Below are 14,351 nucleotides of genomic sequence, written 5' to 3'. Positions count from 1 at the left end.
GACCCCGACGCCGCGCTCTCGCGCCTCGGCGACCACGTCGCCGAACTCCGAGACACCTACGAGGACTAGCCCGCTCCCGTCGCGGCGTACCGTCCCACGGGACGTTCTCGTCACCTCCTGCGTGGCAGACGAACCGTGGCCCGGGACGTTACCGTCGCGAGACGCGCCGGACGCTCGCACGGATCAGCGTCCCTCGACCACCCCCGTCAGGTCCGTGGCGTCGAGGCGGACCAGCGTGAAGTGGAGGTTCTCGACGGGGCTGTCGTGAACCGCGAAGTACGGGATGTCGAGGCCCTGGACCGCCTCGGCGACGATGGCGTCGAGGGTACGCGAGGAGACGTTCTCGAGGCGTCCCCGGGCGACGACGCTCTTCCAGCCCTCGGCGGTGTCGTCGTGGACGACGAAGGAGACGTCCTCGCTGGCGTCGACGTACTGGCGTTTCGTACTGCCCGGCGCGAAGCCGAGTCGGAAGTAGAACTCCGGACCCGTCTCGGCCCCGTCGTCGAAGGCGAAGCAGACGGGGACGCCGTAACCGTCGTCCGCCTTCGCCAGCGAGAGCACGCCCGTCTCCTGCGTGTCGAGGAACTCGGCGATCTCGTCCGCGTCCATGCTGGTGGCACTGGCGCTCATGTACCCCCGATACACCGCCACCCCTCTTGTACCACACCTGTCATTATCAGCTGCTGGGAGCGATGCCGGAACCGAGCGACCGACTCACGGCGGCTGAGCGGTGACGGGAGATTCTGAGGCGGGACGGGACGGGACGGGACGAAACGAGACTGGGCAGGACGGGACGAAGTCAGTCCCCGATGAGGCCGCGGATGTGTTCGACGTGGTCGGCGAACGCGGCGTCCGTTCGGCTCCGGGGGCGGGAGAGGCCGACGGGGACGACGTCGCGGACTCGACCCGGGTCCGCCGCCATCACGACGACGCGGTCCGCGAGAGTCACCGCCTCCTCGACGTCGTGGGTGACGAACAGCACCGTCTTCTCCGTCTCGGCCCACACGTCGAGCAGTTCCGCGTGGAGCATGTCGCGCGTCTGGGCGTCGACGCTCCCGAACGGCTCGTCCATCAGGAGGAGTTCGGGGTCCACCGCCAGGGCACGGGCGATGCCGACGCGCTGTTTCATGCCGCCCGAGAGCTCCTTCGGGTAGGCGTCGGCGAAGCCCGAGAGACCGACGAGGTCGACCATCTCCGCGACGCGTCGCTCCCGTTCGTCGCCGTCGACCCCCTGTTCTTCGAGGCCGAAGGCGACGTTCCCTCGCACCGTCCGCCACGGGAACAGGCCGTACTCCTGGAACACCATCCCCCTGTCCGTGCCGGGGCCGGTGACCGGGTCGCCGTCGAGACGGACCTCACCCGCCGTCGGCGTCTCCAGTCCCGCGATGAGTCGGAACAGGGTCGTCTTCCCACACCCGGAGGGACCGACGATGCAGACGAACTCGCCGGTGCCGACCGAGAAGTTCACGTCCGCGAGCGCCTGGACGGTCTGGCGGTCGGAGTCGTACCGCTTCCCCAGGCCGTCGACGACCACTTTCTCGCGCGCCCGTTCGTCGGTCGACGTCGCCTCACTGTCGGCGCCCGTGTCGGTCGTCGGCTGCCCGTTCAGGCCCGCCACTCGAGAACCCTCCGTTCGACCGTCCTGAACAACCCGTCGCTCGCCAGGAAGACGACGCTGATGACGAGCATGTACGCGACGGAGACGTCCATCTGGAGGTTCTGCGCCGCGTTGATTATCTGGAAGCCCACGCCGGGGGCCCCGAACAGTTCGGCGGCGACGACGATCATCCAGCACTGGCCGATGCTCGTCCGGATGCCGGTCATGATGGAGGGGGATGCCGCCGGGACGACGACCTTTCGAATCATCCCCAGGTCAGAGTCGACACCGAGCGAACCGGCCACCTCCTTCAGGTGCTGTGGGACGCCCTCGACGCCCGAGTAGGCGTTGTAGAAGTTGATCCAGAACGCCCCGATGCCGACGATGAACGCCGCGCCACTGTGGTTGATGCCGATCCAGACGATGGCGAAGGCGATCCACGCCAGCGGCGGGATGGGTCTGAGGACGCGGGTGACGGGCGTCAGCGCGTCGTCGAGCGTCTCGTTCCACCCCATCGCGATGCCGAGCGAGATACCCAGCGTCGACCCCACGACGAGCCCCGGCAGGTAGTGGAAGAGGCTCTGGACGAGTTTCGCGACCATCCGCGTCGCGGGTATCTCGACGCCGAACCCGACGGCGAGCGTCTCGGCGGCCGTCAGTTCCGTCAGGAACGCCCCGGTCACCGCGAGCGGGGTCGGCAGGAGGTACGCCCGGCCGATTGCGAGCGCCGCGGCCTGCCAGGCGAGGAGGAAGCCGACGGTCCCGACCGTACCGAGGACGAACCGTCGGGCGTCGACGCTGTCTCCGAGGGGCGTCGTGTCCGTCTCGCTCGCGGTTTCGACTGCCATCTCAGAGCCCGTCGTAGACGCCGTAGTCGAACATCCGGTCGATGCTCAGCGCCGACTCCGTCTTGCCGAGACGGGCGGCGTAGCGCGAGAATATCTCGGCGCCCGACTCGATCTCGTGGGGGTTCGTGATGAACGCCGACGCCCGCGAGTCCATGGCCTTCCGTGCCGTCTCGACGGGCAGGGCCTCCTCGCCGATGACGCTCGAGGCGTGCTGTGCGGCCCGGTCGGGGTTCGAGCGCGCGAACTCGGTCGCGCGCTGGTGTTGCCGGACGAATTCCGTGGCGACCTCGGGGTTCTCCTCGCGGAGGCGGTCGTGCATCAGCGTCACGGCCGCGGGCTGGCCGGGCATGAAGTCACCGGCCCACGCGATGGACTGGAACGGGGCGTCGTTCGCCTCGACGACCGTGGGGACTGGCTCCATGATCGACGTGCCGTCGACCTTCTCCGAGAGGAGCGCCTGGCGGACTGGCCCGGCCCCACCGAGGGCGGTAATCTCGACGTCCTCGTCGGAATCCAGACCGAGTTCCTCCTCGATCCAGTATCGCAGGAGGATGTCCGGGACCGACCCGGGCGGGAAGGTGCCGAACGTGAACTTCCGGCCCTTCTCCGCTTCGAACACCGAGAAGGCGTCCGTCCCGTGTTCCTCCCACAGCCCGGCAAACTCGTCGGTCGCGAGTATCTGCATCGCGTCCCGGATGTTCGCGGCCGTAATCTTCGAGGGGATGCCCTTGTCCATGACAATCATCGCCGGGACGATGCCGAACATCATCACGTCGAAGTCGCCCTTCGCCGAGGCCTGGACGATAGAGGGGCCGTCCGAGAACAGTTTGCCCGAGACAGAGACGGGGAGTTCGTCGAAGTACCCCTCCTCCCGCATGACGAAGTACTGCATGTCGGGGTAGATGGGCATGTACGCGACTCTGATGTCGGAGAGGCCACCGCCTCCACCCCCAGTGACGGCCCCGGCACAGCCAGCGAGCGCGGCCGTGCCCGTCGCACCGGCCGCGCCGAGGAACCGTCGTCTCGAGACCGCGAGTCCGTCACTGCGCGTGTGTTCTGGCATGGAACGTCGTACGGGAGCGTCCTTTATGCCCCGCTCGCAGGCGGTAAGAGTCGTGTGCAGCCGTTTCGAAGGGATACATACGTCGCTCGGCCGCATCGCCTCTCGGCGGCGATGCCAGCCGTCTTTGCCGGAGAATCGCGCTGTGGACAGGTGTCGTAGGTCTCGGCAAGAAGTTCTCGTACCCACCCCAGTTCGCGAGCTCGGACGCGGCGGTCCGACGGGGACGACTACCGGAGTGGGGCGCCGCACGTGCACGACTCCCCGTCCGCCGACCGGCCGCGACCCGCCATCACAAAGAACTATCCGCTCTCCCGCACCGGTGGGAGTATGGCAGACTTCTCAGACCGGGTGGAACGAATCTCTATCAGCGGCATCCGCGAAGTGTTCGAGGCCGCGAGCGAGGACGCCATCAACCTCGGCCTCGGGCAACCGGACTTCGCGGCACCCGAACACGCACGGCGGGCGGCCGCCGACGCCATCATGGCCGGTGAAGCGGACGCGTACACCGAGAACAAGGGGATGCGGTCGCTCCGCGAGGCCATCGCCGAGAAACACGCTCGCGACCAGGGCATCGAGCGCTCGCCCGACGACATCGTCGTCACGGCCGGCGGGTCGGAGGCGCTCCACATCGCCCTCGAAGCCCACGTCGACAGCGGCGAGGAGGTGGTCATCCCCGACCCCGGCTTCGTCTCGTACGACGCGCTGACGAAACTCGCCGACGGCGAACCCGTCCCGGTCCCGCTCCGGGAGGACTTGACCATCGACCCGGCCCGCGTCGAAGCGGCAATCACCGACGACACCGCCGCGTTCGTCGTCAACTCGCCGGGCAATCCGACGGGGGCGGTGTCGAGCGAGGCGGACATCCGCGAGTTCGCCCGCATCGCCGACGAACACGACGTCCTCTGCATCTCGGACGAGGTGTACGAGTACACCGTCTTCGACGGCGAGCACTACTCGCCCGTCGAGTTCGCCGAGTCGGACAACGTCGTCGTCGTCAACTCCGCCTCGAAGCTGTTCTCGATGACCGGGTGGCGCGTCGGCTGGGTCCACGCCTCGAGCGAGCGCGTCGAGCGGATGGTCCGCGTGCACCAGTACGTCCAGGCCTGCGCGTCGGCGCCAGCGCAGTACGCCGCAGAGGCCGCACTCACCGGCCCGCAGGAACTCGTCGACGAGATGACCGACTCCTTCCGCGAACGGCGTGACCTCCTCCTCGACGGACTGGACGACATCGGCATCGAGTGTCCCACCCCGACGGGCGCGTTCTACGCGATGCCGAAGGTGCCCGAGGGCTTCGTCGACGCCTGCATCGAGCGTGGCGTCATCGTCGTCCCGGGGGAGGCGTTCGGTTCACACGGGACGGGCTACACCCGTATCTCGTACGCCACGAACGTCGAAGAACTGGAGGAGGCGCTCGACCGGATGGCGGCGGCGTACGACGCCGTGCAGTAGTCGACGAGGGCGCCCGCCCGACCCGGACAGTCGTCAGCCAGTCACGCGCCGAGTAACTGTAACCGATTTCTCTCGTCGACCGGGGAAAGCGTGGACAGTTCCTCGTGAGAGTTTTGTTCTTCGGGACGAATACCCCTCCAAATGGGTCTCAACGTCTCGTTTCGGAATTCGACTGACGTCGACATCTCCTGGAACGAGGCCACGGGCGCGATAGGAGATTCGGTTACGGTCCTGCCGGTCGTGGTGGCGGTCACCGTCCTCACCGACCTCTCGCTGTCGGTGATGCTGGTGTGGTTCGGCGTCTTCCAGATCCTCTGGGGGCTCTACTACGGCGTGCCGGTCTCCGTCGAACCGATGAAGGCTGTCGCCGCACTGGTCATCGCCGGGGCGCTCACGGCCGGTGAACTCCTCGTCGCCGGCCTGTTGCTCGGCGTGGCGCTCCTCGTCATCGGGACGACGGGGTCGCTCACCCGCTTCGAACGGTACGTCGGCGCGCCCGTCGTCCGCGGCGTCCAGTTCGGCGTCGCGCTCGTCCTGTTACGGACGGGGGTCGACCTGGGCCTGACGAGTCCCGCGCTGGCGGGGGTCGCTGGCGTCGTCGCTGCGGTGCTGGTCGCCCGCGGGCACTGGCGACTGAGCGCGTTCGCCGTCCTCCTCGTCGGGGGCGTGGTCGCGGCGGCGTCGGTCGGGCTTCCGACGCCGACGCTGCCGCGGACGGACGGTCCACTCCTGTTCGGCGCGGACGACCTCACCGTCCCGGCGCTCGAGGCGACAGTCGCCCAGCTCGCGATGACGCTCGGCAACGCCGCCCTGGCGACGGCCGTGCTCATCGGGGACTACTTCGACCGAGAGGTCTCGCCCGACGAACTCACGACGAGCATGGGGGTGATGAACCTCGTCGCCATCCCGTTCGGCGCGCTGCCGATGTGCCACGGGAGCGGCGGCGTCGCCGGCAAGTACGCGTTCGGGGCCCGGACGGCCGGGGCGAACCTCTTCCTCGGGGTCGGCTACCTCGTAGTAGCCGTCTTCGCGGTCGAACTCGTCGCCGCCTACCCGGTCGCCGTGCTGGGTGCCATCCTCGTCCTCGTCGCGCTGCAGCTGGGACGGACGAGTCTGACCGAGACGATCGCGTCCCCGCTGGTGGTCGCCATCGGCCTCTGTGGCCTCCTGACGAACCTCGGCGTCGCGTTCGTCGGCGGTATCGTCGCTCACCACTCGCTGGCGTGGTGGCGCCGTCGGTGAGTGCCCCCGCTACTTCGCCGTACTGACGATCTTGACGACGTCGCCCTCTTCGAGTTCGTACGACTCGCTGATACGGCGGTTCGAGCGCGCGTCGACGGCGTGGAGGTAGCCGTCGCCGATGTCGGAGTGGACGGCGTACGCCAGGTCCTTCGGCGTCGACCCCCGGGGGACCAGGAAGGCGTCCGGGAGCACCTCCCCCTGTCCGTCCGTCCACTTCGACTCGTTCTGTACCGGGTAGACGGTGACGTGGTCGAGCAGGTCGTAGACGGCGGTGTCGATGGCCTGCTGGACGCCCGTCCCGCCGTACTCGGCCATGACCTCCCGTATCTGCTCTAACCCCTTCCGCTGGCCGTCGGTCAGGTCGCCGACGATGGTGAACTCCTCGTCGCCGGGGTCGTAGTCGACGACGCCCGCCTCGGCCCCCTTTCGGAGCGCGAGTTCGCCGTCCGCCGTCGCCGGGACCGACAGGACGTCCGTCTCGGCGATACGCTGGAGGTTCTCCGGCGGGGCGATGTCGGCCTTGTTCGCCACGAGGACGAGCGGTTTGGTCCGGACTCGTATCTCGCGCGCGAGCGCCTCCCGCTCCCGGTCGGTCCACTGGATGGGGTCGGCCGGGTAGTCGAGCGTCCGGAGTGCGGCGGCGACGTCGTACTCGGAGGCGCCGAACCCCGTCAGGAGGTCCGCGAGCGCCTCGTCGATGTCGAAGTCGGGCGACCGGGACTTGCGTTCGACGGACTCCCAGTTGCGGGCGATGATGCCGGCGAGCCACTGGTCCATCTCCTCTCTGACGAAGTCCACCTCGTCGAGCGGGTCGTACGTCCCTACCTCGACGGGTTCGCCCTCCTCGTTCGTCCCGCCGGAGGCGTCGACGACGTTGAGGATGGCGTCGGCGTTCGTGAGTTCGTCGAGGAACTGGTTGCCCAGCCCCCGTCCCTCGTGTGCCCCGGGGACGAGTCCAGCGACGTCGACCAGTTCGACCGCGACGTAGCGCTTCCCGTTCTCGCAGTTCCCACAGCGCTCCTCGCGGTCGAGGCAGGGGCAGCGCGCTCGGGCGTACGAGATGCCCCGGTTCGCGTCGATGGTCGTGAAGGGGTAGTTGGCGACGTCGACGTCGGCCATCGTGGCCGCCGTGTAGAACGTGGACTTGCCCGCGTTGGGCTTGCCCGCGAGCGCGAGAGAGAGCATATCCTCTCCCTCGCGCGTGCCGGAAGAGTGCCTTTCGGTCGCTGGCGACGCCCACCCGGTCCGTTCCCGTCCGGCCCCCCGAGCGACGAGTCCCTCGGCGGGCCCACGGTGGCGGCCACCCGGGATGCCCCAGCGGGGACGGCCGCCGGACCTGTCACCGTGGTCGACGAGGCCAGTCGGGGCGGGAGAAGACACTTAGTGGACTGTTCACACCTGTCGACCGTGTCCCCACGACGAACCCACCAGGAATCCGAGCACCGCGTCACCCGTCGGGAGGTGCTAGCGACGGCCGGCACCGGAGGGGGTCTCCTGCTCGGCGGGTGTACCACCGCGGACCCGGGCCGAGACGACGGACCCACGTCCACGGCGTCCCGCGGTTCGACAGGTACATCGACCCCGTCCCCGAGTGCCACCGAGCGGGCGACGCACACCTCGACCCCGTTCGAGGACGCCCGCGCCTCACCCGCACCGGCCTGCCCGGACGGGTACGAGCCGATTCGCCCCTCGTGGGTCGTCGAAGGGCCGGGACCGCTCGCCGGCTTCGAACTGCGACTCACGGCGGACACGCTCGAGCGGGGTGAGACCCTCACCGTCCGGTTGGTGAACGTGACAGCGGCGTCACAGACGACGGGGACCCGGAAGAAGTACGACGTCCAGCACCGCAGCGACGGGGCGTGGTACTCGGTCCTCGCCACGGACCCGGACGCGTTCCACACCGACGAAGCCGTCAGCCACCCCCCAGGTGACGGGTTCCACTGGGAACTGCCGCTCAGCCAGGACGGACTGACGGACGCAGTCGACACGGGGCCGACGTACTACGTCTGCGAACCGCTCGCGGCCGGCGACTACCGCTTCGTCTACTGGGGCGTCACGTCGGAGCGGGAGGCAGAGACGAACTACGAGACGGAGTACGCCCTTGGCGTGCCGTTCAGCATCGTGTAGCGCGACGCTCGCCAGGTCGGTCCGGGACCGATATTGGCCCGTCTCGGGACCGACACCGACCCGTCTGACCGTCGCGCCCGGGCAGTGCGTCCGGAGCACGTCACCGGCCGACGGTCTGCACCACCGAAGCTCCCATCACTCGTCCGTCCGGTCCTGTTCGTCGTCGCCGTCGGTCGGCGACGGCTCCGTCTCGGAATCGCTATCGGTCTCCGTATCCGTCTCGCGTTCCTCCTCAGGCCCCGCCGTCTCGGCCGGTTCGACCGCCTGCGGCGCGTCCTCGACCACCTGCGCTTCCCGACGGAACGGCCACCAGCCACGCCGCCACGCGAGGACGCCGCCGAGGAGGCCGACGGGCGTCGCGAGGACGATGAGGTACGGGAGGACGTAGCCGACGAGGACGACGCCGGCGCGCACGGCGACGACGACGCCGTTCACCGATTCGAGGAAGGCACCCACGAAGCCGATGTCGTACCACTTCTCGTCGACTCCGAGTCGGTCCGGCCGCTCCTCTCGGATGTCGACGGTGATGGTCGAGTACGCCACCCGCCGTTCGAGCGCCTGCTTCCGCGCCTCCAGGCGTTCGATTTCGGTCTGGACCTCCGAGAGCCGTCGCTCCACCTGGAGGATGGCCTCGGTGTCGTTCGCCTGCTCGTACAGCGTCCGCAGTCGGTCGCGCTGGGCGCGGAGGTTCTTCAGTCGCGCCTCGATGTCGACTAGCTGTTCGGTGACGTCCTCCGTCGACGTCGACGACTCGACGACCTCTCCCTCCGCCTGGACGTCGCTGAACGTCTCACCGAAGTGTTCGTTCGGCACCCGGAGGACGACGGTTCCCATCAGGTAGGTCTGTTCGCCGACGCGGCGCTGCTGCTGTCGGGTCTCGGAGACGAAGCCGTCGCGCGACTCGACCAGTCGGGTGAGGTTCTCCTCCGTCCGCTCGAAGTCGGTGACCTCGAGCGTCACGTGTCCGGTTCTGATGAGGGCACGCGAGTCGATGGACTGCATCGACGAGGCGCCGTCTGACCCACTCGACTCCGCGGCCATCGGAGTCGACTCCGGCATCGCCGTCGCTTCTGCGTCGTACTCCGCGTCACTCCTGGCGGCGCTGTCGCCGCCACCGCCGCTCCCGCCGCTCTGTGCCGCTCCGTTACAGCCGGCGAGAACGGCCATGAGCGCCACGAAGACCGTCAGGACCGCGTGTGTCCGGCGTCGGTTCATGTCCGTGAGCACGACAGGGAGTCAAAAAACCCTTGGCTAGAGACAAAGACGGGTTTCACTCACACCGCTCCGGTTCGGCGGCGACGTCGGGGGGCCGGGTGGCGCAGTCGACGCCGCGTACCTCGAACCGGGCTCCCCCGGCCGTGCTCTGCGTGACGGAGACGGTCCACCCGTGTGCCTCCGCGATTCGCTGGACGATGCCGAGGCCGAACCCGACCCCGCTGCCCTCGGTCGTGTACCCCCAGTCGAACGCGTGCTCACGCGCCTCGCGAGAGAGACCCGGGCCGTCGTCGGAGACGGCGAACCCGGGTCCGCAGGCGTCGTCCTCGTCTATCCACTCGACGCGGACGGTCACGGTGTCTCCGTCCGCCGACCCGTGCGTGACGGCGTTCGCGAACAGGTTCTCAAGCAGTCGCCGGAGCGCGTGTCCGTCCGCGCGGACGGTAGTCGTCTCCCGCCCGTCGACGTCGACGACGAGGACCGTACCCTCCGTGTCGAGATGGCTCCACACGCTCCTGACCGTCTCCGCGAGCGGGATGTCGCCGGTGTCGTCGATTCGGTCCGGCTGTCGGGCCAGTGTGAGAACGTTCTCGACGATGTGGTTCATCCGCCGACACGCCCGTGAAATGCGGTCGAGGTTCTCGTCGACGGCGGTCTGATCGCCGTCGGCCACCGCCTCACGGAGCAACACGAGCGACCCGTCGACGACGTTGAGCGGCGTCCGCAGGTCGTGACTCACGATGCTGGCGAAGCGGTCGAGTCGCTCGTTCTGTCGTTCGAGGCGCGCTCGCTGCTCGCGCGCGTCGGTGACGTCCTGGGTGAGCGCCATCCCGGCGACGACGGCACCGGTCCGGTCGCGGACGGGAACCGTGTGTCCCCGGTAGGTCCTGCCCGCGTACGTGAACTCGAACTCCGACCGCTCACCGTCGAGTGCGGCCCGGTACAGCGACCCGTACCGCTCGACGTACGCCGGGGAGTGTGCGTCTCCGAACCGCTCACCTTCGAGGTGGACCCGGTCGACCGGGAGGGCGTCGAACGCCGTCCCCTCGACGACGAGATACCGGAGGTCACGGTCGTACAGCGCGACGGCGCCGTTCGGCAGGTTCTCCGCGAGCGTCCGGTACCGGCGGTCCACGCCCTGGTCTCCCTCGCCGTCCCGACGGACGCGTTCGAGCGCCGTCCGGACGGTCTCCGCGAGAGAGTCGCCCGCCGGATAGTAGCCGGTGACGCCGGCGGCGACGGCTCGGCTCGCGAGTCGCTCACTCCCCGCCGCGCCGGGTGCCAGCACCGTCGCGACCCGGTGGGTGCACTCGTCGACCCACCGGAGCAGGCCGAGTCCGTCGACGTCGCTCTCTACACCACCACCCGCCCCCGTCAGCGTGCCGCTCACGACACAGTTCGGGAACCAGGAGGTGGAGGCGTCGCGCTCGACGGCCGTGCGCGCCGCCGCGGCCGTCTCGACGTGTCGAACGTCGAAGTCGTCACCGACGTCGGTGTCCACCCCGACGCAGAGAACACGGACCCGTCTCTCCCCCCGTTCGTTCATACACACAAGAGAGACCAGATAGATTAAAAATGTTGTCTGACACGTGCTCTCTATCCCGGCGGCCGCTCCGCGAGGGTCCGAACGGCCGCTCGTGCGGTCGGACCGACCGAGTGGACACCAACGGACGGGTCACTCCGCGTCGCGGGACGTGTCGTCGCGGCGGATGTGCATCTCGCCGCGGGCGCGGACGGTGCCGTCCACCGTCGCTCGTTCGTGGAGCTCGAGGTCACCGCACGAGACGTCGCCGAGGACGCGTGCGCCCTCCTCGATGGTCACGTGACCGCCGCGGGTCGTGACGTCGCCGTGGATTCTCGTCTCGGAGCCGACGGTGATGTCGCCCTTCGCGCGGAGGCTGCCGAACACGTTGTTGCCCGACCCCATCTCGATGCTCGCGGCGCGGATGTTGCCGTGGAGGCGGCAGTCCGACCCGACGTGAGCGGGCGTCGAGACGCGCCAGGCGTCGTCGGAGACGTCGGCCCCGCGGGGGATGACGAGCGGCGTCTGCCCCCCGTCCGAGGAGAGCGCCTGCGCCATCTCGTCGGCGGCGTCCTTCTCGCCGATTCTGAGGAGTTGTGAGAGGACGATGAAGTAGAAGACGAGCGTCGGCATGGGGTTCCGGATGACGATCCAGCCGCTCGCCTCGAACCCCTCGTCGATGTCGACGTCGTCGCCGATGTCCAGGTCGCCCGAGACCATCAGGCGGCCCTCGATATGGACGCGCTCGCCGAGGTACGCGTCCTCGCCGACGAGGACGTTGCCGGCGACCTGACACCAGACGTCGAGTCGGCAGTCGCCGTCGGCCTCGATGTCGCCGCCGAAGCGGACGCGCTCGCCCGCCATCACGTTCCGACCGCGGACCCCGAACTCCACGGAACTCTGCCCGCCGACGAGCACGTCACGGTCGGTGACGAGGTCGTGTTCCTCGACGGTGGTCCCGTCGGGAATCTCTAAGGCGTCGAGCGGGTCTGTTCCGAGTGACACGGGCACAGACGTTCATGGTACCTCGCTCAACATATACTCTCGTGCGACGCGCGTCAGACGGAGCGTCGCTGGCGGGCGAACGCGGGTTCCGGACGGCGACTCAGGGTAACGGGTGAGCCACCGACAGGGAGTGTCGCCGGGTCGTCCGTGCGGCACGAGGGGCGGTGAGATACCGCGACCCCCACCCGCGAACACGCACCGGATGCGCGACACCGGCCGTCGAGTGAGACGGCTGCGGTTGGCGCGTGACGGTCGCTGTCGGAGCCGTTTATCTCACGCGCGAGGGACGAGTGAGCGCGCGGAGCGAACGAACGAATCGGCTGGGGAGGACTGTGGTCCCGTCGCGTCCGTGTGTCGTGCCGTCGCCGTGTCGTTCACGTCTGTGACCACGCGCCAGCCACCTCCGCGACGTCGAACGCGCGTCTCCACCCCGGCCACGCGAAGCGAACGACGGTCCGACCGCCTCACCACTCCGAAACCCACAAACGCGCACCCGTCGAAGCCGGCGTATGACAACGGGTGCTCGGCGGGACGTCGCGACGCCGCGAGGGAGGTGTCCGACGTGAACCCGCTCGACCGATACGAACCGCTCGTCGACGACCCCGAGGCGTTCCGCGCCGCCTGCGAGCGGCCGCTCCCCTACGCGGTCCGGGTCAACACGATCAAGGCCGACCGCGAGCGGGTCCGTGCCGCGTTCGAGGAGGCGGGTGTCGCCTACGAACCGACCGACTGGAACGCCGACCTCCTCGTCCTCGAGGGGAAGGCCGGGCGAACCTGGCCGTACTTCCTCGGCTGGATCCACGGGCAGGAGGTCGTCTCCGCGTTACCGGCGACGGTGCTCGACCCCGGCCCCGGCGAGCGGGTGTGGGACGCCTGTGCCGCCCCGGGATCGAAGACGACGCAACTCGCCGCGCTCATGGAGGACCGGGGGACACTCGTCGGCAACGACAACAACCTCGGTCGCCTCTCGGCGCTCCGGCACAACGCCGAGCGACTGGGCGTGACGAACCTCGTCGTCACGAACCAGGACGCGCGGAACTTCTCGACGAAGCCGCTGGCGTTCGACGAGTTCGACCGAGCCATCGTCGACGCGCCCTGCTCCTGCGAGGGGACGTGTCGCAAGAACCCGACCGCTCTCGAGGACTGGACGCTGGAGCACGTCCGACAGGTCGCCGGCATCCAGAAGGGCATCCTCAAGCGTGCGGTGCAGGCCACCCGCGAGGGCGGCACCGTCGTCTACTCTACCTGTACGTTCGCGCCGGAGGAGAACGAGGCCGTCCTCGACCACGTCCTCGGCGAGGAGGCGTGCCGACTCGTCTCGTTCGACGTCGACCTGGAGACGTCGCCGGGCGTCACCGAGTGGGAGGGTGAGACGTTCCACCCGTCGGTCGAGAGGGCCCACCGCGTCTACCCCCACCAGAACGACACGGGCGGCTTCTTCTGTGCGAAACTGGAGGTGACCGGATGAGCGAGAACGAGAGCGAGGGGAACGACGGCCAGCAGTTCGACCGCCTCCCCGAGACGGCCGCCGACCGGGTCGTCCCCGGGCGGGCCTCCCGCGAGGAGGTGCTCGACTGGTGGGACGACCGGTTCGGCGTCCCCCCGGAGACGTTCGAGGACGTCTCGTTCTGGGAGAAGGGGGCCGGGAAGGTCTGGGCGTTCGCGGGCGAGTCGCTGTCGCCGACGACGGTGGAGGGCCTCGGCATGACGTTCCTGCGGACGCGGCAGGAGCACTGGAAACCGACGACCGTCGCCGTCCAGCGGTTCGGCCACCGCGCGTCGAAGAACGTCGTCCACCTCTCGGACGCGGAGGCGAAACGGTTCGCGGCCGGCGAGGACCAGGAACTCGACTGGGACGGCGACTGGGGCTACCTCGTCGCCACCCGGGACGTCGCCGGCGAACGCGCCCCCCTCGGCGTGGGACTGTACCTCTACGGGGAACTCAGGTCGGTCGTCCCGAAGGGGACACAGGAGAATCTCCCCGGCGACTAGTCGACCGCTCGGCGTCCCGGGTATGACCGCGCGGACGGAATTATTACACACGTTTACAAACACGTTGTTCGTTTAGTATCGACATTCTCTGCCAGCAAGTACTCCGTCTCGGACGAACTCCCGGACATTTATCACTCAGCATGTATATTCAACGTCCACTCGATGAATACGTAGTCTCGTGTCTCGATTCTATTCTGTTCGAACTGAGAACCGTTTCTTACGTCGTTTTTTCGTTCGACAACCGAGATATTTCCACGTTTGAGAAATCTCTTGACGAAGTATGTGGTACTC

Annotated in this window: 13 protein-coding genes; 5 read left to right on the top strand and 8 right to left on the bottom strand. The window is 68.6% G+C overall.

Annotated features, from left to right (window positions below; genetic code table 11):
* Positions 1 to 183: 183 nt before the first annotated feature.
* From ACESK5_RS16330 to ACESK5_RS16315, 4 genes are all read right to left on the bottom strand, one after another.
* Entirely contained in the window at positions 184 to 630 is a 447-nt protein-coding gene (locus tag ACESK5_RS16330) for a pyridoxamine 5'-phosphate oxidase family protein (RefSeq protein ID WP_372912644.1), read from the bottom strand.
* 169 nt (positions 631 to 799) lie between these two features.
* On the bottom strand, positions 800 to 1,618 hold the full coding sequence (locus ACESK5_RS16325; RefSeq protein WP_372912643.1) for an ABC transporter ATP-binding protein: 819 nt from the start codon (positions 1,616 to 1,618) through the stop codon (positions 800 to 802).
* Positions 1,606 to 2,445, bottom strand: a complete 840-nt coding sequence (locus tag ACESK5_RS16320) for an ABC transporter permease (RefSeq protein WP_372912642.1) — start codon at positions 2,443 to 2,445, stop codon at positions 1,606 to 1,608. Before ACESK5_RS16320 ends, ACESK5_RS16325 begins: the two co-directional genes overlap by 13 nt.
* Position 2,446: 1 nt before the next feature.
* On the bottom strand, positions 2,447 to 3,508 hold the full coding sequence (locus ACESK5_RS16315) for an ABC transporter substrate-binding protein (RefSeq protein WP_372912641.1): 1,062 nt from the start codon (positions 3,506 to 3,508) through the stop codon (positions 2,447 to 2,449).
* 327 nt (positions 3,509 to 3,835) lie between these two features.
* Between ACESK5_RS16315 and ACESK5_RS16310 the strand changes: the two genes are divergently transcribed.
* Together ACESK5_RS16310 and ACESK5_RS16305 are read left to right on the top strand one after the other, a co-directional pair.
* The gene (locus ACESK5_RS16310) at positions 3,836 to 4,957 is read left to right on the top strand and encodes a pyridoxal phosphate-dependent aminotransferase (RefSeq protein ID WP_372912640.1); all 1,122 of its coding nucleotides are present in this window, start codon (positions 3,836 to 3,838) and stop codon (positions 4,955 to 4,957) included.
* Between the two features lie 141 nt (positions 4,958 to 5,098).
* Positions 5,099 to 6,199 carry a putative sulfate/molybdate transporter gene (locus ACESK5_RS16305; protein ID WP_372912639.1) on the top strand — a complete coding sequence of 367 codons (1,101 nt, stop codon included), beginning with the start codon at positions 5,099 to 5,101 and terminating at the stop codon, positions 6,197 to 6,199.
* 9 nt (positions 6,200 to 6,208) lie between these two features.
* Here ACESK5_RS16305 and ACESK5_RS16300 read toward each other — a convergent pair whose 3' ends face one another.
* Entirely contained in the window at positions 6,209 to 7,384 is a 1,176-nt protein-coding gene (locus ACESK5_RS16300; RefSeq protein WP_372912638.1) for a redox-regulated ATPase YchF, read from the bottom strand.
* Positions 7,385 to 7,606: 222 nt separating this feature from the next.
* Here ACESK5_RS16300 and ACESK5_RS16295 point away from each other — a divergent pair, with 222 nt between their 5' ends.
* A complete protein-coding gene (locus tag ACESK5_RS16295) occupies positions 7,607 to 8,326 on the top strand; it encodes a hypothetical protein (RefSeq protein ID WP_372912637.1) in 720 nt (239 codons plus the stop codon).
* Between the two features lie 135 nt (positions 8,327 to 8,461).
* On the opposite strand, the gene ACESK5_RS16290 is transcribed toward ACESK5_RS16295, so the two are convergent.
* The 3 genes from ACESK5_RS16290 to ACESK5_RS16280 form a co-directional block, all read right to left on the bottom strand.
* Entirely contained in the window at positions 8,462 to 9,541 is a 1,080-nt protein-coding gene (locus ACESK5_RS16290) for a DUF4349 domain-containing protein (protein WP_372912636.1), read from the bottom strand.
* Between the two features lie 55 nt (positions 9,542 to 9,596).
* Positions 9,597 to 11,087, bottom strand: coding sequence for an ATP-binding protein (locus tag ACESK5_RS16285; protein WP_372912635.1), 1,491 nt, complete (start codon positions 11,085 to 11,087; stop codon positions 9,597 to 9,599).
* Between the two features lie 129 nt (positions 11,088 to 11,216).
* Entirely contained in the window at positions 11,217 to 12,068 is an 852-nt protein-coding gene (locus tag ACESK5_RS16280) for a polymer-forming cytoskeletal protein (RefSeq protein WP_372912634.1), read from the bottom strand.
* 562 nt (positions 12,069 to 12,630) lie between these two features.
* Between ACESK5_RS16280 and ACESK5_RS16275 the strand changes: the two genes are divergently transcribed.
* Together ACESK5_RS16275 and ACESK5_RS16270 are read left to right on the top strand one after the other, a co-directional pair.
* Complete coding sequence (locus ACESK5_RS16275; RefSeq protein WP_372912633.1) at positions 12,631 to 13,536, top strand: RsmB/NOP family class I SAM-dependent RNA methyltransferase; 906 nt, start codon at positions 12,631 to 12,633, stop codon at positions 13,534 to 13,536.
* Positions 13,533 to 14,060: a hypothetical protein gene (locus ACESK5_RS16270; protein WP_372912632.1), complete on the top strand. Its 528-nt coding sequence runs from the start codon at positions 13,533 to 13,535 to the stop codon at positions 14,058 to 14,060. The genes ACESK5_RS16275 and ACESK5_RS16270 overlap by 4 nt, the downstream gene beginning before the upstream one ends.
* Positions 14,061 to 14,351: the final 291 nt, after the last annotated feature.

It is taken from the genome of Salinigranum sp. (genome assembly GCF_041641895.1).
In the GTDB taxonomy this organism is placed as follows: Archaea; Halobacteriota; Halobacteria; order Halobacteriales; family Haloferacaceae; genus Salinigranum.
Note: the sequence above shows the minus strand (reverse complement) of the source record. Positions and strands in the feature narration are given on the sequence as shown.

Bases quoted from the DNA above. Each gene is read 5' to 3' on its own strand.
- ACESK5_RS16330 (WP_372912644.1), bottom strand. From the start codon at position 630: ATGAGCGCCAGTGCCACCAGCATGGACGCGGACGAGATCGCCGAGTTC.
- ACESK5_RS16320 (WP_372912642.1), bottom strand. From the start codon at position 2,445: ATGGCAGTCGAAACCGCGAGCGAGACGGACACGACGCCCCTCGGAGAC.
- ACESK5_RS16315 (WP_372912641.1), bottom strand. From the start codon at position 3,508: ATGCCAGAACACACGCGCAGTGACGGACTCGCGGTCTCGAGACGACGG.
- ACESK5_RS16310 (WP_372912640.1), top strand. From the start codon at position 3,836: ATGGCAGACTTCTCAGACCGGGTGGAACGAATCTCTATCAGCGGCATC.
- ACESK5_RS16305 (WP_372912639.1), top strand. From the start codon at position 5,099: ATGGGTCTCAACGTCTCGTTTCGGAATTCGACTGACGTCGACATCTCC.
- ACESK5_RS16300 (WP_372912638.1), bottom strand. From the start codon at position 7,384: ATGCTCTCTCTCGCGCTCGCGGGCAAGCCCAACGCGGGCAAGTCCACG.
- ACESK5_RS16290 (WP_372912636.1), bottom strand. From the start codon at position 9,541: ATGAACCGACGCCGGACACACGCGGTCCTGACGGTCTTCGTGGCGCTC.
- ACESK5_RS16285 (WP_372912635.1), bottom strand. From the start codon at position 11,087: ATGAACGAACGGGGGGAGAGACGGGTCCGTGTTCTCTGCGTCGGGGTG.
- ACESK5_RS16270 (WP_372912632.1), top strand. From the start codon at position 13,533: ATGAGCGAGAACGAGAGCGAGGGGAACGACGGCCAGCAGTTCGACCGC.